Source organism: Gryllotalpicola ginsengisoli DSM 22003 (assembly GCF_000419445.1).
GTDB lineage: Bacteria > Actinomycetota > Actinomycetes > Actinomycetales > Microbacteriaceae > Gryllotalpicola > Gryllotalpicola ginsengisoli.
Genome location: NZ_AULK01000003.1, coordinates 181964 through 202021, shown reverse-complemented (window position 1 = coordinate 202021; position 20058 = coordinate 181964). Strand labels below are relative to the sequence as shown.

Genomic DNA, 20058 nt, shown 5'->3' with positions numbered 1-20058 from the left:
CCTCTTCGCGCAGACCCACGAGAGGACAACGGTGCCCACGATGACGAGGAGACACCTGGCCACGGCGATCACGGGGATCGCCATGGCCGCCACGGCCGCGATCGCCCTAGCCGGCTGCAGTGGCGCCGGCGGCGGAAGCACCAACGCCTCGGGCGGAACGCTCAAGGTGCTGATGGTGAACAACCCGCAGATGGTCGACCTGCAGAAGCTCACCGCCGACAACTTCACCAAACAGACCGGCATCAAGGTCGACTACACGGTGTTGCCCGAAGACGACCTGCGCGCGAAGGCGAGCCAGGAGTTCTCGGCACAGGCCGGACAGTACGACGTCGCCACGATCAGCAACTACGAGGTGCCGTTCTACTCGAAGAACGGATGGCTCCTGTCGCTGGACGACAACGTGGCCAAGGACGCGTCATTCAAGCAGGACGACATCCTGCAGCCGATCCAGGACGCGCTCACCGGTTCCGACGGGAAGATCTACGCCGAACCGTTCTACGGCGAGTCGTCGATGCTCTACTACCGCAAAGACATCTTCCAGAAGGAAGGCCTGACCATGCCGGCCAACCCGACCTGGGAACAGGTGGCCGCTCTCGCCGACAAGCTGAACAACGCGGAGCCGGGCATGGCGGGCATCTGCCTGCGCGGACAGCCGGGCTGGGGCCAGATGATCGCCCCGCTCACCACGGTGGTCAACACGATGGGCGGCACTTGGTTCGATGACGACTGGAACGCGCAGGTCACCGGCGCCGGCTTCACCAAGGCCGCGAACTTCTACATCGACCTGGTGAAGAAGGACGGCGAGAAGGGCGCGGCGCAGGCCGGGTACACCGAGTGCCTCAACGACATGACCCAGGGCAAGGCCGCCATGTGGTACGACGCCACCGCCGCGGCAGGCTCGCTGGAAGCATCCGATTCGCCCGTCAAGGGCAAGATCGGCTACGCGGCCGCGCCGGTCGACCAGACCAAGAGCTCGGGCTGGCTGTACTCGTGGGCGTGGGGCATCGAGAAGGCGAGCAAGAACCAGTCGGACGCTGAGAAGTTCATCGAATGGGCCTCCGGTCCGGACTACGCGAACCTCGTCGCCAAGAAGTACGGCTGGGCCCAGGTGCCGCCCGGAACCCGCACCTCTCTGTATGAGAACCCGGACTACCAGAAGGACGCCGGGGCCTTCTACAAGCAGGTGCAGGACGCCATCAACTCCGCCGACCCGACGAACCCGGGCGTGCAGAAGCGGCCGGCTCCGGGCATCCAGTTCGTCGCCATCCCCGAGTTCGCGAACCTCGGCACCGATGCCTCACAGGAGTTCAGTGATGCGATCGCCGGCAAGACCAGCGTGAGCGCCGCGCTGAAAGCCGTCCAGTCCGAGGCGCAGAAGGTCGGGGACAAGTACAAGTAATGTCCACCGCGGTCACCGAGAGCGCGGCGCAGCAGACCCTCAGCAGGGCGTCCGCCTGGGCCAGGCGGGCGCCCCTGCTGCCGGCGCTGATCTTCATGATCATCATCACGCAGCTGCCGTTCGTCGCCACGCTCGTCATCTCGTTCATCCACTGGAACGCGCTGTACCCGAACGACATCGGGTTCGACTGGTTCTCGAACTACGCCGCCGTGTTCACCGACTCGTCGATGCTCAAGTCGGTGCTCACCACCGTGTTCCTCACGGTCGGTGTGGTGCTGATCAGCCTCGTCATCGGGCTGCTCGTGGCCGTGCTGCTCGACCGCAGGTTCTGGGGGCGCGGCTTCGTGCGCACGATCATGATCGCGCCGTTCCTGATCGTGCCGGTCGCCGCGGCCCTGGTGTGGAAGCACGCCATCTTCAACCCGTCGTACGGACTGCTGAACGGCACGCTGACCTGGATCTGGGGTCTCTTCGGCAAGGCCGACAGCGCTCCCCAGCCGGACTGGGTCAGCGCCCACCCGCTCGGCGCGGTCGACGCGGCGCTGATCTGGCAGTGGACGCCGTTCATGATGCTGATCCTGCTCGCCGGCCTGCAGAGCCGGCCGCTCGACGTGATCGAGGCCGCGCGCATCGACGGCGCCACCGAGTGGCAGGTGTTCCGGCACATGACCCTGCCGCATCTGCGCCAGTACCTCGAGCTGGCGGCGCTGCTCGGCTGCATCTACATCGTGCAGAACTTCGACGCCGTGTTCACCATCACCTCGGGCGGGCTCGGCACCGCGAACCTGCCGTACACCATCTATCAGACGTTCTTCGAGGCGCATGACTACGGGCAGGCCTCCGCCGCCGGGGTCGTCGTCGTGATCGGCTCGATGATCCTGGCGACGTTCGTGCTGCGCACGGTCTCGTCGCTGCTGCGAGAGGAGTCGAGATGACCGCCGCCATCGAGAGCACGGATGCTCGCCGCATCCGCTCTGCCCCCGTCTCATCGGTCTCGCTGCGCGGTCGGGAGCGGCGGCGCACCGTCGTGCTCGGCATCGTCGCGTGGGTGGTCGGCCTCATCTTCTTCGGGCCGATCGTGTGGATGCTGCTGACCTCGCTGCACTCGGAGAGCAACGCCGCCACGAACCCGCCGAGCCTCTTCGCGCCGTTGACGCTCAGCTCCTACGCCAACTTCTTCGGCGCCTCGAGCGGCGCGAGCCCGTGGCCGCCGCTGATCAACTCGGCGATGATGAGCATCGGCTCGACGCTGCTCGTGCTGGTGCTGTCGATCCCCGCCGCATACGCGCTGGCGATCAGGCCGGTGAAGAAGTGGTCGGACGTGCTGTTCTTCTTCCTCACCACGAAGATGCTGCCGATGGTCGCCGGCCTGCTACCGCTGTACCTGATCGCGAAGACGCTGGGCCTGCTCGACACCGTGGGGCTGATGGTGATCCTGTACACGGCGATGAACCTGCCCATCGCGGTCTGGATGATGCGGTCGTTCTTCGCCGAGGTGCCGCTCGAGGTCATCGAGGCGGCGCAGGTCGACGGCGCCGGGCTGCTGCTCACCTTCCGGCGCATCATCATCCCGCTCGCCTCGCCCGGCATCATCGCCACGGCACTGATCTGCTTCATCTTCAGCTGGAACGAGCTGCTGTTCGCCAGCGTGCTCACGAGCACGACGTCGTACACCGCGCCCGTGTTCCTCACCTCGTTCGTGACCTCGGAGGGGCTGTTCCTGTCGAAGGTGTGCGCCGCTTCGATCGCGATCTCGCTGCCGGTGCTGGTCGCCGGCTTCGCCGCGCAGGACAAGCTCGTGCAAGGGCTGTCGCTGGGCGCGATCAAGTAGCCGCGGCGCGGTGGGCGCGGTCGGTGCAGGGAGTGCCGGGGGTGCCGGGGGTGCCGGGGGGCACGGGGGGCACGGGGAGCTCTCCCCATTGGCCCCCTTCCGGGCCCGGCCATAGTCTGAGGGGCATCAGAGGGCGGTCGCACGGCCGGCCGGCCGGTGATCGCACGTCGATCACGGATGCGATGAGGGGGAGTCACGAGTGAGCGGTGAGCTGGTCTTCTCAGACAAGGCGGCGAAGGACATCTCCACGGCGCTGGGGCGGGCGCTGGCGGAGATCGCCGACTTCGATCTGGTCGATCCGTCGGGTTCGGATCTGGGGGATCCGACCGTCACCTCCGCGGCGTCCGAGCTCTACATCGGCCTGAACGCGTTCACCCAGGGCCTGAGCGTCGGGGTCGGCGCCTGCCAGAGCACGGTGGACGACGCCAACGACACCATCGGCATCTTCGACAAGCAGCTCGAGGCGGCGGCGCCCAAGATGGCGCCGAAGGGCGATGACAAGGCGGTCACGTTCAGCAACTCGACGGACGGCAGAACCGGCATCAGCGTCACCGACCTGGACATGGGTTCCATCGGCGGGATCTCGGCGCATCGGAACACCTACCGCGGCGACACCGAGACCGAGCACAAGGTCGAGACGAACGTGGTGACCGGCGACAGCAGCGAGACGATTAGCCACACCGACGAGAACGGCACCGTGACCGCGACCGATGAGTCGAACGCGTACGACGGCGAATCGACCCGCACGTTCAGCCACGAAGCATCCGACGGCAGCAGCATCACCGTCACGACCGACGGGCACGCCGACGGCACCTCGCACACCACCGTGACCCGCGAGCCCGCACACCACGGGGGTGAGCACTGATGGCCCGCCCCACCGGATGGGACGTGCTCGGCTACGACGCCGACCCCGTGCCCGGCGACCCGGAGTCGATCCGCACCGTCGTGAAGAGCTGGCGCTCCGCCGGCACCTCGGTCACGACCGCCTCGCAGCAGACCAGGGCCGCCAAGGGCGTCGCCGAGCAGAAGGGCGCCTGGCAGGGTGACTCCGGCGACACGTTCCGCAGCAACATGGAGGACCTCAACACCGCGTTCACGAAGTCAGGCGGATGGCTCAGTCATGCCGCGACCGCGCTCGGCACCTGGGCGACCGCCGTGGAGGCCGCGCAGAAGACGGCCGACCACGCCCTGAAGCTCGCCACGGAGGCGAAGCAGACCTACGACCAGGCTCAGACGGACTACGAGCGCGCGCAGAACTCGTGGACGGCGATGCACCACGAGCCTCCGGCCACGGGGAGCACCGAGCAGCAGGCGCGGCAGACGAGCATGACCACCGCGCAGCAGCACATGAGCACGGCGCAGGGCGACATGGACGACGCGCAGGCGATCATCGAGAAGCAGAAGCACCTCGCCAAGGGCGCCAAGACCGACTACGACCTCGCGGCGAAGGCGGCCGTGAAGGCGCTGAACGACATCGCCGACAAGATCGGAAAGGCCCCGGCGATCCCCGGGGTGGGCGTGATCTCGCACAGCACCTCGGGCAAGGACTCGACCGGTGTGTGGAAGGTGCACACGACCGGCACGTCGGGCTCGTGGGGAAGCGCGGGCGGCCAGGTCAGCTACGGAGCCGGCTACCTCAGCTACGGCGACGCCAGCTTCCAGCTCGGCCCCGACGGACTGAGCGCGACCGCGGGCGGCACCGTCTTCTTCGGCGGCACCGCCTCGGCGAGCGGGTCGATCAACCTGGGCAGCGGGCTGATGGCCTCCACCATCGCCGGTTCGGGGACCGCGTACGTCGGCCTGCTCGCCACGGGCCGTGGCACCCTCACCCTCGGCAAGGACGGCCTGGACGCCGAGGCGACCGCCACGGCGGCGGCCGAAGCCAAGGCCACGGCGAGCGGCTCCGTGTCGGCGCTCGACGGCCTCGTGAAGGCCAGCGGCGAGGGCACCGCGCAGGCCGGCGCGGCGGCGACCGCGAGCGGCAAGCTGGCGATCGGCCCCGACGGCGTCTCGGCGAAGGCGGGCGTGGAAGCGTACGCGGGCGCGCGGGCGGGTGTCGAAGGCGGCGTCGACGCCGGTGGCGTCGAAGCCAAGGCCGGCGTCGGGGTGCGCGCCGGTGTCGGCATCGACGTGGGTGCGGGCGGCGATTTCAGCGCCGACGACGTCGGCGTCTCGCTGAAGGTCGGCGGTGCGCTCGGCATCGGCGCCGACGTGAACATCGACGTGCACGTGCACCCCAAGGAGATGATCGATGACGCGAAGACCGTGGTCAGCGACGTCGGCGGCGCGGTCAGCGGCGCCGCCGATGACGTCGGCGGAGCGCTCAGCGACGCGGGCTCCGCGGTGTCCAACGTCGTCGGCGACCTCACGCCGTGGTGACGCACGGCCGACCAGACACGGCGGAGGCGACGATGCAGGGGCTGCACCACGAGCACGACCGGCACCACGAGCACCACGATCACGACCAGCACGACAAGGAGGCGATCCCCAGATGACCACGATCGTGAGGAGCGGCGAGGAGCCGTTCCCCGACTACCCGCGGGTCTCCCTCGAGCTCCCCGACGGATGGGAGGCGATGCCGAACCCCGAGGTGATCGTCGCCGCCGCGATCTCCGAGTGGGAGGGGTTCCGCCCCAATGTGTGCGTGACCGTCGAGCGCGCGCCCGGCCTCGTCGCCCTCGACGAGGTCGGCCGCAACACCTGGGAGCGCTTCGCGAAGAGCCCCGAGTTCGAGGGCATCGGCCAGGAGGTGGTGCAGGCCTTCGGCGGTCGCGACTCGTACCGCATGGAGGGCGGCTTCCTCATGCCGAACGTCGACTCGCTGTTCCAGATCTGCGTGCTGACGATCGTGCCGCACGCCGCGGTCACCGACATCGTCTACGCCGTGGGCACGTGCGGCTCTGCGCAGGTGCGCGACACGGTGCCCAGCATCCGATCGATCATCAAGTCGGCCCAGCTGCTCGAGCCGGTGGGCGTGCAGTAGGCGCACGCGTTCACCTGCGGCAACGCCCGCGGTAACGCCCGCGATAAAGGATCATGCGGTAAGGACGCAGTAACGGATGCGGGTACCTGGCCCGCATGGCAGAAGAGACCGCTGAGGCATCGCGTTCCGGACTGCGCGAGAGCGGGCGGTGGCCCGCCTTCGTCGTGTGCATCGGCGTCGGCGCCCTGACGATCCTCGACCTCTCGGGCGTGAACGTCGCGCTGCCGTCGATCGAGAAGGGGCTGCATGCCTCCAGTTCGCAGTTGCAGCTGATCGTCGCCGGCTACGCGCTCGCGTTCGGGCTCGCGCTGGTGCCGTCGGGTCGCCTCGGCGACATGCGCTCGCGCCGGGTCATGTTCCTCGTCGGCCTGGCCGGATTCGTCGCGGCGAGCGCCCTGTGCGCGCTGGCGCAGAACGACGCGTGGCTGTCGATCGCCCGGTTCGCCCAGGGCGCCGCGGCCGGCACCCAGATGCCGCAGGTGCTCGGGCTCATTCAGCAGCTCTTCGACGCCGAGACGCGCCCGCGCGCCTTCGGGGCGTTCGGCGCGATGGTCGGCATCTCGACCGCGCTCGGGCCGACGCTGTGCGGCCTGCTGATCGCGGTGGGCGGCGAGAGCGACGGATGGCGCCTGCTGTTCTGGCTCAACGTGCCGTGCGGGCTCGCGGCGCTGGTCTTCGCGCTGCGGCTGGTGCCGCGGGAGCAGCCGTCGAGCGGCGACACGGAGCTCGACCCGGTCGGATTGCTGCTGCTCGGGGCATCCGTGTTCTGCTTCATGCTGCCGTTCCTGCTCACGACGGGCAGCGGCGATCAGGCGGCGCGCTGGCTGTGGCTGCTCGCCTGCGCGGCGCTCGCCGCCGTGTTCGTGTGGTGGGAGCGGCGCTACGCGCGCAACGGCCGCTCACCCGTCATCCACTTCGAGCTGTTCCGGCGCGGCTCCTACCGCAACGGCACGCTGCTGGCCGCCGCGTACTTCGCGGCGATGCCGGCGAGCTTCCTCGTCACGACGCTGTTCCTGCAGCAGGGGCTGGACCTGCCGCCGCTCGACGCGGGACTCGTGGTCGTGCCGTTCGCGCTCGGTTCGGCGGTCTTCGCCTGGTTCGGCGGCCGGCTCGTCCAGCGACGGGGGCGGGCGGTCGTGCAGCTCGGGCTCGGCTTCGTGGCGGCGGGCATCGTCGGGCTGGGGGTCGGCGCGGTGCTGCCGCCCGCCGAGGCTGCGCCGTGGACGATGTCGGCGGCCATGCTCGTCGGCGGGGTGGGCGGCGGGCTCGTGATCTCGCCGAATCAGACGCTGACGCTCGCCGAGGTGCCGCCGGAGGACGGCAGCGTCGCAGGGTCGATCCAGCAGTTGGGGCAGCGCATCGGCACCGCGGTCGGGGTGGCGGCGATCACCGCCGTGTTCTTCCTCTTCACCGGCCGATCCGGCGGCGGGCGCCCCGCGTACGACCACGCCGTCGTGGCCGGGTACGCCGTGGCGCTCGGGCTGCTGCTCGTCGCGGCCGTGATCGGCTACCTCGACCTGCGGCAGCGCCGCCGATCGGATGCCTGAGGCGCGCGTCACTCGTGCCGCGCGGTCTCCAATTCGACGCCCGTGTCGGGGCAGCGCAGGTAGACGTGGCCGGTGGACGCGTCGACGTGGTGCTCGTGGCGCGCCATCGCGCCGTGACAGACCGGGCACAGGGCGTCGAACTCGCCCGGGGCCGGGTCGACGTCGGGGCCCGGCTCGAAGGGACCGAGCGGGGCCGGCCCCAGCACGGGGATCAGCTTGTCATCGAGCCAGTCCGAGGCGTGCGTGATTCTCTCTCTGACCGTGTTCATGGGCGCATCGTAGGCCCGTTCTGCACGGTCCGATCCTGTTTGACAGGCGTAAGTGTCGGCGGCCGGCTGATGTGTGCGCGTGTCAGTCCGGGTCGAGGTCGACGAGAGGGGTCAGCGGTTCGAGGTCGGCCTCGATGCCGATTTCGACGACACGGATGGCTCCCGCGAAGCTGCGCCCGGGTTCGATCAGCAGCCCGGCCTTCGCCGCGCCGAAGGTCACCGTGACGTCGGCGGGCAGCACCGCCGCCGGGTCGGGCACCGCGCCCGTGTCGGGGTGGATGCCGCTCGGGATGTCGACGGCCACCACCCGCGCGACCGACGGGAGGGCGCGGATCGCCACGACGAGGTCGCGGGCGGGACCGCGCAGGCGCGGATCAGGGCTCGTTCCCGTGCCGAGGATGCCGTCGACGATCACGTCGGCCCGCGCGGCGGCCGCGGCCAGGTCGTCCGCGTCGCCGTCGAGCAGGTGCGCGCCGGCGGCGAGCGCGGCAGCCAGCCCTTGCTCGTGCACCCGCGAGGAGGTGCGGATCAGCTCGACCTGGGCGCCGTGCTCGGCCAGCGTCGCGGCGGCGAAGAGGGCGTCGCCGCCGTTGTTCCCGCCGCCCACGAGGGCGACGACGCGAGCTCCCAGCATCCGCTCGACCTCGCCGGCGACCGCGGCGGCGGCGCGCGCCATGAGCGGCTCGCCCACGGCGAGATGCGGGGCCTCCGCCGCCCGGATCTGCTCGGCCGAGTAGCCCTTCATCGCTTCACCGACGCCGTGATCGTGAACTTGGCGTTGCGGGCCACCTGCCGCGTGGGGCCGACCAGCCGGCGCAGCGTCGGCTGGTAGCGCAGGTGCGAGTTGAACACGACGCGCAACTCGCCGCCGGGCGCGAGCACGCGCGCCGCATCGGCGATGAGACGGATGCCGACATCGGCGGTCACCGTCGTGCCCGTGTGGAACGGCGGGTTGAGCAGGATCAGCTCGGCGCTGTCGTCGGGCTGCGCCGAGAGGCGGTCGTCGCGCACGACGGTCACACGGTCACCGAGACTGTTCAGCGCCATGGTCTCGCGGGCCGAGGCGACGGCCGCCGCCGACTGATCGGTCGCGAGCACCCGCAGCCCGGGGCGGGCGAGGGCGATGGCCGCCGCGAGCACTCCGGTGCCGCAGCCGAGGTCGATCGCGGTGCGGGCGTCGGGCTTCGCGTCGTCGAGGTGCTCGAGCAGGAACCGGGTGCCGATGTCGAGGCAGGCGCCGGCGAAGACGCCGCCGTGCGCGCTGACGGTGATGCCGGGCGGGTCGAGGCGGGCGGTCTTCGGCCAGCTCCTCGGTCTCCATTCGGCGGCTGCGCCGCCGAGTCGACCAGCGGAGCCGGCCGTGCCGCCGAGTCGACCAGCGGAGCCAGCCGTGCCGCCGAGTCGACCAGCGGAGCCAGCCGTGCCGCCGAGTCGACCAGCGGAAGGGGAGGGGCCGCCGGTCGACTCGCGCGCAGCGCGAATGGAGACCCCGGATGCGCGCAGCACGCGGGCCTTCTGCCGGGCGAGGCTCGCCGTGACGTCGGCGAAGTGGCGCGCGAGCACGTCGTTCTGCGCCCGGGTCATGTGCTTCACCATGCCGCCGGCCAGCACGGTGACGCCGGGCGCCGCGTGCGCCGCGATCAGCTCGGCCCATTCGTCGAGCTGGTCGAGGGACTTCGGCAGCCGAGCGAGCACGAGCGAAGCATCCGTCAGCAACTCGGCCCCGAGGTCGAGGGAGACGTACCCGCCCGCCACGCCCACGTCGGCCGCGTTCGCGGCGAGGGCCAGCTCGCCGACGAGCGCGTCCTGATGCACGCGAACCCGCTGGGCACCCGCGGCCAGGGCGCCGAGCGTGAGTGCGCCGAAATTGTCGCCCAGCACGACCACGGCGCCGGGCGCGGCACCAGGCCCGGTGCCGGCGAGCAACGGAGCCGCCTCGTCGAGCAGCAGCCGGTCGGCGGCGTCGACCGCCACCAGGTTGGGCGCCTCGACGTCGGGGCGGCGGCGCAGCCGGGCGAGGTCGATCGCGGGAGCGCTCATAGCTCCAGTAGACCGCGGATGTCGTCGGCCGACAGCGTCTCGCTGAACGCTCCGTCGTCGTCGAGCACCCGCCCGAACAGCTCGGCCTTCTCGTCGCGCAGCTTCATCACCTTGTCCTCGATCGTGCCGTCGGCCACGAGCCGGTACACGTTGACCTTCGCCTCCTGCCCGATGCGGTGGGTGCGGTCGACGGCCTGCGCCTCGCTGGCCGGGTTCCACCACGGGTCGAGCAGGAACACGTAGTCGGCCTCGGTGAGGTTGATGCCGAAGCCGCCCGCCTTGAGCGAGATGAGGAACACGGGCGCGTCGCCCTCCTTGAAGCGGGCGATCACCTTCTGCCGGTCGGTGGTCGACCCGTCGAGGTACTCGTACGCGATGCCGGCGTCGTTCAGCCGCGCCTCGACCCGGTGCAGGTACGAGGTGAACTGGCTGAACACAAGCGCCCGGTGCCCCTCGGCGATCACGTCGTCGAGCTGCTCGAAGAGCGCGTCGAGCTTCGCCGACGGCACATCGGCGTACGCGTCGTCGACGAGCGAGGCATCGAGGGCGAGCAGGCGCAGCAGCGTGATGGAGCGGAACAGGATGAACCGCTGCCGGTCGAACTCCTCCTTGGCGAGGCCGAGCAGCTTCTGCCGCTCGCGCTGCAGCACCTGGTCATAGAGCCGCCGGTGCTTCGGGGCGAGCTCGACCCGGATGACCTGCTCCTGCTTCTCGGGCAGCTCGGGCGCGACGAGCGCCTTGGTGCGGCGCAGCACGAAGGGGCGGATGCGTCGCCGCAGCCGCTCCACCACGCGCCGGGCGTCATCCGCGCTGATGCCCGCCGGCACGGTGTTCGGGTCGCGCACGTGCGAGAGGGGCCGCACGTACTGCTCCGTGAAGCGCCGCAGGCTCGGGAACAGCCCCGGCGCCACGATGGCGAGGATGGACCACAGCTCGAGCACGTTGTTCTCCAGCGGCGTTCCGGTGATCGCGAGCTTGAACGGGGCGGGCAGCGCGGCGGCGCACTCGTGGGCGCGGCTGCGGTGGTTCTTCACGAACTGCGCCTCGTCGAGCACGAGCCCGGCCCAGCGCACGTCTTCGACGTCGTCGAAGTCGAGCCGGAACAGGTTGTACGACATCACGATCACGTCGTTCTCGGCGGCGAGCTGCGCGAGTTTCGTGGTCTGCCGCGACTGGGTGCGGGTGACGGATGCGACCCGCAAGTCCGGCGCGAAGCGCTGCGCCTCCGCGACCCAATTGCCGACGACCGACGCGGGGGCGACGACGAGCCAGGGGGTGCGCGGGGCGCCGTGGTCTCCATTCGCCCGCTGCGCGGCCGAGTCGACCGGCGGCTCGGGCGGTTCGGGCGGCCCGCCGGTCGACTCAGCGGCGGAGCCGCTGAATGGAGACCGAGCGGCCCGCTGGATCAGGGCGAGGGTCTGCAGCGTCTTGCCGAGCCCCATGTCGTCGGCGAGGATGCCGCCGAGCCCGTGGTCGTACAGGAACGCGAGCCACGAGTAGCCGGCGAGCTGATAGGGGCGCAGCTCGGCGTCGAGGCCCTCGGGCGCCGGAAGCGGCTCGGGTGCGGCATCCGTGAGCCTCGCGACGGTGTCGCGCCACTCGCGCGCCGCCTGCGACTCGGTCGCGAGCTCTTCGACCTCGCGCCACAGGGCGACCTGCGTGCGGTGGATGCGCACACCCGTCTGCCACTCGGTGAGCCCCTCGGCCTCGGCGATGAGCTCGGCCAACCGCGCGAACACCGGCTGGTTCAGGCGCAGCACCGAGCGGTCGACGAGCCGCAGTACCTTCTTTCCGCCGGCGAGCGCCTCGAACAGCGGCGCGAACGGCACCTGCTTGCCGTCGACGGTGACGACGAAGCCGAGGTCGAGCCAGTCGCGCTCGTCACTGGGCACGGCGGTGACCGTGAGCCCGGGCACGCCGGCCAGCACGGGGGAGTCGTCGGGCGGCGGGGTGCCGGGCGGGGGCGCCGCCCTTCGAGACGCCGCCTGCGGCGGCTCCTCAGGGAACGGGGACGCCGCCTGCGGCGGCTCCTCAGGGAACGGGGACGCCGCCTGTGGCGGCTCCTCAGGGTGCGGGGGCTCGATGCCGGTGACCGGGACGACGCGGGCGAGCGCGGGCAGGTAGTCGGCGAGGAACTCGTCGCGCCCCTCGCGCGGGATCTCGAGGGCATCGGATGCGACCAGCCGCAGCACCTCGGCCGTGATCGGCCGCGGCGCCGGCCCCAGCCGGATCACCGGACCGCCGCCGGGCGGCCACTCGACCGCGTACAGCCCGTGCCGGCCGAGCGCCCCGAGCGACTGGCCCGTCACCTCGGCGGCGCCGATGGTCACGACCGGCGACAACGTCAGCCCTCCGCCGGGCGCCTCCGCCGCCTCGAGCCGCGCCTCGGCCGAGTCGGCGACGGCGAGCGCCGGGTCGCGGCCGGCCGCGACCAGGGTGATGCCGAGCGCCCGCGCCTCGTCGAACAGCCGCCACAGCAGCGCCGAGCCGAACTCGTCGAGCGCGATGCGCACGCCGTCCTGCCCGAGGAAGCTGCCGGTGGAGGCGCGGGCGAGCGCGGCGAACTCGGTGAACCAGCGCACCTGGGCCGGGCCGAGTCCGAGCTGGTGCACCTGGTACTGCAGCCCCGTCCAGGCGAGGTTCGCGCCGACCCAGCCGCCGGAACGGCCCGGCATGACGGGGCGCACGGTCAGCCGCAGCGGCCCGATCGATTCGGCGGTCGCGGCCACGGTGGTGTTGCTCGTGTGCTGCCAGCGGGCCGAGCCGCGGCGCACCACCTCGCGCACCTCGAACTGCACCCCGAGGGGCGTCGACGGCGCGGGAGCCCCAGACGGCGAGGTGCTTTCGGCCGACGCATCCGTGGCCTCGCGGGCGCGCGCGAGCGGTCGCAACGCGCGCTTCCAGTCCGCCTCGGCCACCGCACCATGCTGTCACGCGCCGCCGACAGCGGTGCCCGCGCGGTCAGCGGCTCAGAGCAGCGGCCCCCACGGCCGCCACACGACGAGCTGGTCGCGGCGCTGCACGCGGGTGCCGGCGCGCAGCGGCACGACCTCGCCCGAGGCATCCGAGGCGAACACGCGCCGGCCGGGCCGGTTCAGCACCTCCTCGGCGAGCGCCGACTCGAGCTCGCGCACGCGCTCCTGCAGCGCGGCGACCTGGTTCTCGAGGGTGAGCACGCGACGGATGCCTTCGAGCGAGACCCCCTCGGCGCCGAGGCGGGAGATCTCGCGCAGCTGCGCGATGTCGCGCAGCGAGTAGCGCCGGGACTTGCCGGCGGTGCGCTTGGGGCTCACGAGCCCGAGCCGGTCGTACTGGCGCAGGGTCTGCGGGTGCAACTCGGCGAGCTCCGCGGCCGCGGCGATCGCGAACAGCGGGGTGTCCTGATCGACGTCCATGGGCGAAGGCATGGCCACAGGTTAGTTACTCGCGCGCCCGCGCCAGCAGATCCTCGCGCGGGTTCTCCTTGGGCAGCTTCGCGGCGAACTGCAGCAGGGCGTTCTCGGCCTCGGCGCTCATGTGGCTCGGCACCGCCACCTGCACGACGGCGAGCAGGTCGCCGGTCGCCTTCGGCGTCTTGATGCCGCGGCCCTTCACCCGCAGCACCCGGCCGGAGGGGGTGCCCGGCGCGACGCGCAGCTTCACCGTGTCGCCCTCGAGCGTCGGCACCTCGATGGTGGCGCCGAGCGCCGCCTCGACGAAGGTGACCGGCACGTTCACCCGCAGGTTCAGCCCGTCCCGGTCGAACACGGGATGCTTGCGCACCGAGACGTGCAGGATCAGGTCGCCGGCCTCACCGCCGTCGGGGCTCGGGTGCCCCCGGCCGCGCAGCCGGATCTTCTGCCCGTCGGACACGCCCGCGGGGATGCGCACCTTGATCGGCTTGCCGCCGGTGCCCTGCAGAGTGACCGTCTCGCCGCGGGCGGCGGAGAGGAAGTCGATCGTCGTGGTGGCCTCGATGTTCTGGCCCTTGGTCGGGCCGCCGAACCCCCGGAACCCGCCCGAAGCCTGGCCGAAGCCCCTGCCGCCGCCGAACAGCCCGCCGAGCAGGTCGTCGTAGTCGGCGCCGCCCTGCCGGAAGGTGTACGAGCGGCTGCCGGAGCCGCCGCCGAACATCGAGCCGAACACGTCCTCGAAGCCGCCGGCCCCGCCCGCGGAGGACCCGGGCGCCGTGAACCGGGCGCCCGAGCCCATCGCGCGGATCTGGTCGTACTCCCGCCGCTGCTCGGGGTCGGAGAGCACCGAGTACGCCTCGCTGATCTCCTTGAAGCGCGCCTCGGCCGCGGCATCCCCCGGGTTCGAGTCGGGGTGGTAGCGCCGCGCGAGCTTGCGATAGGTCTTCTTCAGGTCGGCGTCAGAGACGTCCTTGCTCACGCCGAGGACCTTGTAGAAGTCCTTGTCGAACCAGTCTTGACTGGCCAACGCGCCTCCTTGTGTGCGGTGGGATGTAACGGGTGGGGTGCTGGTCTGCATTCACGCCTGCGGCGTGGGTCGACCAGCGGGGGTCGGAAGGGACTAGTCGGCCGGGGTGGCCACGACCACCTTGGCCACGCGCACGAGCGTGGAGCCGAGGGTGTAGCCCACCTCGACGACGTCGAGCACGGTGGTCTCGGTCGCGCCGGGGGTCGGCTGCTGGTAGATCGCCTCGTGCTTCTGCGGATCGAACACCTCGCCGACCTCGCCGAACGGCTTCAGGCCCAGCTTCTCGACGGCGCCGCGCAGCTTCGCGGCGATGGTCGGGAACGCGCCCTCGCCCTCCAGGTCGCCGTGCTTCTGCGCCCGGTCGAGGTCGTCGAGCACGGGCAGCAGCACCTTCACGGTGTCGCGCACCGCGCGCTCGCGCTCGAGCACGCGCTCGCTCTCGGTGCGACGGCGGTAGTTCGCGTACTCGGCGGTGACGCGCTTGAGGTCGGCGAGGTGCTCGTCGCTCGGCTCGGAGGTCTCGGCCTCGGCGGCGTTCAGGATGTCTTCGACGAACAGCTCCTCGCCGTCCTGGCCGCTCTCGCCTTCCGCCGTCGCGTCGGGCGCCGCCTCGGGCGCCGATTCAGGGGCATCGGATGCCTCGGCCGCCTGCCCCTCGGGGGCCGAGGCATCCGCCTCGGCCCCGTCGGCGCTCTCAGGCCGACGCACCTGCCCGGTCTGCGGGTCGATGCGCCGCCGGTCACGGACGATCGGCTCCTCGCGCTCTTCGTGCTTGTCGCTGTTCTCGTCCGTCATCGGTTACTTCTTCTCTTCCTCGTCGTCCACGACCTCGGCGTCGACCACGTCCTCGTCGGAGGAGGAGGACGCGGAGCCGTCGGACGGGGCATCCGTGCCCGCGCTCTGCGCGCCCGCCTGCTCGGACGCACCCTGCGCGTAGATCGCCTCGCCCAGCTTCTGCTGGCTGGCCGACAGCTTCTCGAAGGCGCTCTTCACGGCGTCGTCGTCCTCGCCGGCGAGGGCGCTCTTCAGGGCGTCGAGGTCGCCCTGCACGTCGGACTTGACGTCCTCGGGCAGCTTGTCCTCGTTCTCCTTGATGAGCTTCTCGATCGAGTAGGCGAGCTGCTCGGCGGTGTTGCGGGTCTCGGCGAACTCGCGGCGGCGCTTGTCCTCCGCGGCGTGCTCCTCGGCCTCGCGCACCATGCGCTCGATGTCCTCCTTGGGCAGCGACGAGCCGCCGGTGATGGTCATCGACTGCTCCTTGCCGGTGCCCTTGTCCTTCGCGGAGACGTGCACGATGCCGTTGGCGTCGATGTCGAAGGTGACCTCGATCTGCGGCACGCCGCGCGGCGCCGGCGCGATGCCGGTCAGCTCGAAGGTGCCGAGCGCCTTGTTGTCGCGGGTGAACTCGCGCTCACCCTGGAAGACCTGGATGGCGACCGACGGCTGGTTGTCGTCGGCGGTCGTGAAGGTCTCGCTGCGCTTGGTCGGGATGGCCGTGTTGCGCTCGATGAGCTTGGTCATGATGCCGCCCTTGGTCTCGATGCCGAGGCTCAGCGGGGTGACGTCGATGAGCAGCACGTCCTTGCGCTCGCCCTTGAGGACGCCGGCCTGCAGGGCCGCACCCACGGCGACGACCTCGTCGGGGTTGACGCCCTTGTTCGGCTCCTTGCCGGTCTCCTTCTTGACCAGCTCGCTGACGGCGGGCATACGGGTCGAGCCGCCGACGAGCACCACGTGGGCGATGTCGGAGACCTTGATGCCGGCCTCGGCGATCACGTCGTTGAACGGCTTCTTGGTGCGGTCGAGCAGGTCGCTGGTCATCTGCTCGAACTGGGCGCGGGTCAGCGTCTCGTCGAGGTTGGCCGGGCCGTTCTCGGTCAGCGACAGGTACGGCAGCTGGATGCTCGTCGACATCGAGCTCGACAGCTCCTTCTTCGCCTGCTCGGCGGCCTCCTTGAGGCGCTGCAGCGCGATGCGGTCGTTCGAGACGTCCACGCCCGTGGACTCCTTGAACCGCTTGATCAGGTGCTCGACGATGCGCTGATCCCAGTCGTCGCCGCCGAGGCGGTTGTCGCCGGCGGTGGCGCGCACCTGGATGGTCGAGAAGTCGTCGTCCTTGCCCACCTCGAGCAGCGAGACGTCGAAGGTGCCGCCGCCGAGGTCGAAGACGAGGATGAGCTCGTCCTCCTTGCCCTTGTCGAGGCCGTAGGCCAGCGCCGCCGCTGTCGGCTCGTTGATGATGCGCAGCACGTTGAGGCCCGCGATCTCACCGGCCTCCTTGGTCGCCTGGCGCTCGGCGTCGTTGAAGTATGCGGGAACGGTGATGACGGCGTCGGTGACGGTGTCGCCCAGGTACTGCTCGGCGTCGCGCTTCAGCTTCGCCAGGATGCGCGCCGAGATCTCCTGCGGCGTGTACTGCTTGCCGTCGATCTCCTTCTTCCAGTCGGTGCCCATGTGGCGCTTGACCGACGAGATGGTGCGGTCGACGTTCGTCACGGCCTGGCGCTTGGCGGTCTCGCCGACCAGCACCTCACCGTCCTTGGTGAACGCGACGACCGACGGGGTGGTGCGGAAGCCCTCCGCGTTGGCGATGACGACCGGCTCGCCACCCTCGAGCACCGCAACCACCGAGTTGGTGGTTCCGAGGTCGATACCTACTGCACGTGCCATGTGTCTGGCCCTCCTACTTTCCTCCGCTGGCCGAGCACCGGCGGCGCCGGCGTCTCGAAGCCTCCAAAGCTCAGCCGCGACTGCTTGAGCCGCGATGACTCAACTTTATCGGGCGACGGATGCCTGTCAATCCGGCACCTCCCGAACTTGAGTCTGCTCGTGTCAACTTTGCAGGGGGCGCAGACATTCCCATCCGCGGAAAGACGGATGGCAGACGGGGGGCTGACGCATCCAGGCGGGCCTGATAGCCTCCTGACCGCCTATGACCGAGTACCCCACACGCCGCGCCCGCCGCGAGGCAGAGGCCGGGATTCGCGCACCGCAGCACGTATCGCGGCACCGGGTCACGGCGCATCCGCTGTCACGCTCCAAGCTGCGCGTCGCGGTCGCCGCCGTCGCGACCGTGCTGATGGCCGGAGGAGCGTTCGTGGCTCTGCCCGCCGATGCGGCGCCGGCCGAATCCGGCACCATGCTCGCCAGCCAGCTGCTCGGTGAGACGCAGACCTTCGAGGTCGCCGCCGACGTGAGCCAGACCAAGCCGGACCTCGTGACCTTCGATGCGTCCGTCTCCGGCTCGGCGGATGCCTCGGACGGCGCGACCTCGCAGAAGTCGTCGGCCGCGATCACCGTCGGCGGTGTGACGAACGCCGACTGGGCGGCGCTCGTGTTGAAGGACGCGGGCCTGCCGCTCACGCAGAACAACCTCACGGTGATGCTGCAGTGGATGGACTCCGAGAACTCGCCGCAGAGTTGGTGGCTGCGCAACAACCCGCTCAACAACGGCCTCGGCTCGGGCGGCGGCGGGGGCTTCGGCAGCTATGACAACCTCGGCACCGCGGCCGAGTTCGTGGCCGCGCAGCTGCAGCGGCCGCTGTTCTCGGGCATCGCCTCGGCGCTCGCGGCCGACTCGGATCCCGCCATCACGGCGCAGGCGATCATGAACTCGGCCTGGGCCAGCAGCCACTACGGCTACGGCTCGCTGTGGCACGCGGTCGACGTTCCCATCGTCGCCGCGCCCGCGTCCGCCTGGTAGAGGGCACCTCGGACATCGGTTTCCGGAGTGCCCTTCACGTCGAACCCTGCCCTTGCCCGCCAGCTCCTGCGGGCGGGACGCCCCGCCAGAGCCGCCGTCGCCGTCAGCCGAGCGCGGCCGCGACGGTGGGGCCGACGCGGGAGCCATCCGTCGTCGTGTAACGCACGTACGCGGTAGAGCTCGCGCCGTCGAGCTGCACCATGCCGAGGCCGGTGAGCGAGCCGAGGGTGACGCGCAGGGCGGCCTCGTCGGTGTCGCTCCACACGTCGACCGTGGCGCCGCCGACGCCCGTGATCGATTCGGTCGATCCTCCGCCGAGCAGCGCAGGCACCACCTCGGTGATGCTCGCCGCCTCGAGCGAGACCGAGGCGGTGGTCTTCGCGGTGCCGCCCGACGCGGTCTTCTCGGAGACGGTGACGGTGCTGTCGCCCGTGGGCAGCGCCGTGAGGGTCGGCAGCGTGAAGGAGCCGTCGGTGGCCGCCTTCGCCTGGACGCCGTGGCCGCCGTAGGCGCCGGTGACGGCGGCGCCAGGCTCCGCGGTACCCGAGATGATCGGGAAGTACAGGCCGTCGCCGGTGTCGACCTGGGTGACGGTCAGCCGCACGGCTGCGGTGGCGGTGGCAGTCGCGGTGGCGGTGGCAGTCGCGGTGACGGTGGGGGTCGGCGATGCCGAGGAGTCGGCGGGGGTGTCGGCCGGGGTCGGTATCGCCGACGACGACGACGCGGCGCTGCTCGTCGCCGCGGGCGACGACGCGGCCGCGGGCGGGCGCGTGGGGGACGGGCTGGGCGCAGGCGTGCGCGAGGGCGCGGGCGACGCGGCGCGGGTTTCCGGCGCGGGCACGGATGCCTCGGCCGGCGCTCCTGCCGCGGGGGCGGCCCCCACGGCCGCGGGCCTGCTCACCGAGGCCGGCTCGGCACCCCGGAACCCGCCCGCGCCGTAGGCGGCGGCGACGGCGACCACGGCGGCTGCCGCCGCTCCGCCGGCGCCGAGCGAGAGTTTGCGGGCCATACCCGGCTTGGCGAGGAATCCGGCCGCGGCGGCGCTCGCGGCGGCGGGCTTGAGCAGCACGCCGTAGGCGGCCGCCGCGGAGCCGCCGACGGCCGCGATGACGAGCACGGCGCCGAGCCGGCGAGTCGCGGCGGTGATCTCCTCGGCGGCCAGCGGGCAGCGGTCGCAGTCGTCCAGGTGCGCATCCAGGCGCGCCCGCTCCCGCTCGGGCAGGCTCTTGCGCGCAGCGAAGGCGAGCCGGTCGACGGCCCACCGGCACTCGGAGTCGGCGGGCACGCTCGCGATGTGCGCCTGCACCCACGCGTGCCGCAGCCCCTCCTTCGCCCGCTTGGCGAGGGCGGAGACCGCGTTCGGCTTGATGCCGATCAGCGTGGCGACCTCGCGCGGCGGCAGCTGCTCGGCCTCCGTGTACCAGAGCACCTCCTGCCAGCGCCGGGGCAGCGAGTTGAACGCCTGCACGGTCAGGGTCTTGTCGAACTGGGTCGACAGGGCCTCGTCGCTGAAGGCCGGGTCGACGATCTCGAGCTCCTCGGGCGTGAGCTCGGCGGGCTTCGAGCCCCAGCGGGCCGCCACCGACCGCACGGCCGTGATCAGGTAGGGCCGGAAGGCGACCGTCGGCCCGTTGCCGCGCTCGATCGCCTTCATCACGCGCAGGAACGCCTCCGACACGAGGTCGTCGGCGTCGAAGGCGGAGGTGATGGCCCTGGCCGCCTTCAGTCCCGCCTCGCTGTGCCGGTGCCACAGCGCCGCGTACGCCGAGCGGTCGCCTCCGCGGGCGCGCTCCAGCAGCGCGGCGTCGCTCTCGGCCGCGGGGGTCTGGGGCTCAGGGGTGGAGGTCATGGGTGCGTAAGTCGATGC

Annotated in this window: 18 protein-coding genes; 9 read left to right on the top strand and 9 right to left on the bottom strand. The window is 71.3% G+C overall.

The genetic code is table 11. From position 1 onward, the window contains the following. The first annotated feature begins 40 nt into the window (after positions 1 to 40). The 8 genes from H563_RS0107705 to H563_RS0107670 all read left to right on the top strand — a co-directional run bounded on the left by H563_RS0107705 (position 41) and on the right by H563_RS0107670 (position 7760). The gene (locus H563_RS0107705; protein ID WP_051142682.1) at positions 41 to 1399 is read left to right on the top strand and encodes an ABC transporter substrate-binding protein; all 1359 of its coding nucleotides are present in this window, start codon (positions 41 to 43) and stop codon (positions 1397 to 1399) included. Continuing rightward, positions 1399 to 2334, top strand: a complete 936-nt coding sequence (locus tag H563_RS0107700) for a carbohydrate ABC transporter permease (protein ID WP_022882023.1) — start codon at positions 1399 to 1401, stop codon at positions 2332 to 2334. The genes H563_RS0107705 and H563_RS0107700 overlap by 1 nt, the downstream gene beginning before the upstream one ends. After that, positions 2331 to 3230, top strand: a complete 900-nt coding sequence (locus H563_RS0107695; protein ID WP_022882022.1) for a carbohydrate ABC transporter permease — start codon at positions 2331 to 2333, stop codon at positions 3228 to 3230. Before H563_RS0107700 ends, H563_RS0107695 begins: the two co-directional genes overlap by 4 nt. 199 nt (positions 3231 to 3429) lie before the next feature. After that, positions 3430 to 4095, top strand: coding sequence for a hypothetical protein (locus H563_RS0107690; protein ID WP_022882021.1), 666 nt, complete (start codon positions 3430 to 3432; stop codon positions 4093 to 4095). Further along, the gene (locus H563_RS18095) at positions 4095 to 5609 is read left to right on the top strand and encodes a putative T7SS-secreted protein (protein ID WP_162138931.1); all 1515 of its coding nucleotides are present in this window, start codon (positions 4095 to 4097) and stop codon (positions 5607 to 5609) included. Before H563_RS0107690 ends, H563_RS18095 begins: the two co-directional genes overlap by 1 nt. Further along, the gene (locus H563_RS18390; protein WP_281169778.1) at positions 5603 to 5725 is read left to right on the top strand and encodes a hypothetical protein; all 123 of its coding nucleotides are present in this window, start codon (positions 5603 to 5605) and stop codon (positions 5723 to 5725) included. Before H563_RS18095 ends, H563_RS18390 begins: the two co-directional genes overlap by 7 nt. Beyond that, complete coding sequence (locus H563_RS0107675) at positions 5722 to 6213, top strand: LpqN/LpqT family lipoprotein (protein WP_022882019.1); 492 nt, start codon at positions 5722 to 5724, stop codon at positions 6211 to 6213. The genes H563_RS18390 and H563_RS0107675 overlap by 4 nt, the downstream gene beginning before the upstream one ends. 95 nt (positions 6214 to 6308) lie before the next feature. Beyond that, on the top strand, positions 6309 to 7760 hold the full coding sequence (locus H563_RS0107670) for an MFS transporter (protein ID WP_022882018.1): 1452 nt from the start codon (positions 6309 to 6311) through the stop codon (positions 7758 to 7760). Between the two features lie 8 nt (positions 7761 to 7768). Here H563_RS0107670 and H563_RS15615 read toward each other — a convergent pair whose 3' ends face one another. The 8 genes from H563_RS15615 to dnaK form a co-directional block, all read right to left on the bottom strand. Beyond that, positions 7769 to 8029, bottom strand: a complete 261-nt coding sequence (locus tag H563_RS15615; RefSeq protein ID WP_033210023.1) for a hypothetical protein — start codon at positions 8027 to 8029, stop codon at positions 7769 to 7771. A gap of 82 nt (positions 8030 to 8111) precedes the next feature. Then, complete coding sequence (locus H563_RS0107660) at positions 8112 to 8774, bottom strand: NAD(P)H-hydrate epimerase (protein ID WP_027479224.1); 663 nt, start codon at positions 8772 to 8774, stop codon at positions 8112 to 8114. Beyond that, on the bottom strand, positions 8771 to 10069 hold the full coding sequence (locus tag H563_RS18195) for a class I SAM-dependent methyltransferase (protein WP_022882017.1): 1299 nt from the start codon (positions 10067 to 10069) through the stop codon (positions 8771 to 8773). Before H563_RS18195 ends, H563_RS0107660 begins: the two co-directional genes overlap by 4 nt. Continuing rightward, entirely contained in the window at positions 10066 to 12987 is a 2922-nt protein-coding gene (locus tag H563_RS18385) for a DEAD/DEAH box helicase (RefSeq protein WP_022882016.1), read from the bottom strand. The genes H563_RS18195 and H563_RS18385 overlap by 4 nt, the downstream gene beginning before the upstream one ends. Before the next feature lie 51 nt (positions 12988 to 13038). Continuing rightward, a complete protein-coding gene (locus tag H563_RS0107645) occupies positions 13039 to 13476 on the bottom strand; it encodes a heat shock protein transcriptional repressor HspR (protein ID WP_027479223.1) in 438 nt (145 codons plus the stop codon). Positions 13477 to 13489: 13 nt separating this feature from the next. Next, complete coding sequence (locus H563_RS0107640) at positions 13490 to 14488, bottom strand: DnaJ C-terminal domain-containing protein (RefSeq protein WP_022882014.1); 999 nt, start codon at positions 14486 to 14488, stop codon at positions 13490 to 13492. Positions 14489 to 14581: 93 nt separating this feature from the next. Beyond that, positions 14582 to 15283, bottom strand: a complete 702-nt coding sequence (locus H563_RS0107635) for a nucleotide exchange factor GrpE (RefSeq protein WP_022882013.1) — start codon at positions 15281 to 15283, stop codon at positions 14582 to 14584. 3 nt (positions 15284 to 15286) lie between these two features. Further along, the gene (gene dnaK / locus H563_RS0107630; RefSeq protein WP_022882012.1) at positions 15287 to 17158 is read right to left on the bottom strand and encodes a molecular chaperone DnaK; all 1872 of its coding nucleotides are present in this window, start codon (positions 17156 to 17158) and stop codon (positions 15287 to 15289) included. Between the two features lie 262 nt (positions 17159 to 17420). On the opposite strand from dnaK, the gene H563_RS17340 reads away from it, so the two are divergent. Then, on the top strand, positions 17421 to 18191 hold the full coding sequence (locus H563_RS17340; RefSeq protein WP_022882011.1) for a hypothetical protein: 771 nt from the start codon (positions 17421 to 17423) through the stop codon (positions 18189 to 18191). A gap of 103 nt (positions 18192 to 18294) precedes the next feature. Here H563_RS17340 and H563_RS17335 read toward each other — a convergent pair whose 3' ends face one another. Beyond that, the gene (locus H563_RS17335; protein ID WP_022882010.1) at positions 18295 to 20040 is read right to left on the bottom strand and encodes a sigma-70 family RNA polymerase sigma factor; all 1746 of its coding nucleotides are present in this window, start codon (positions 20038 to 20040) and stop codon (positions 18295 to 18297) included. Positions 20041 to 20058: the final 18 nt, after the last annotated feature.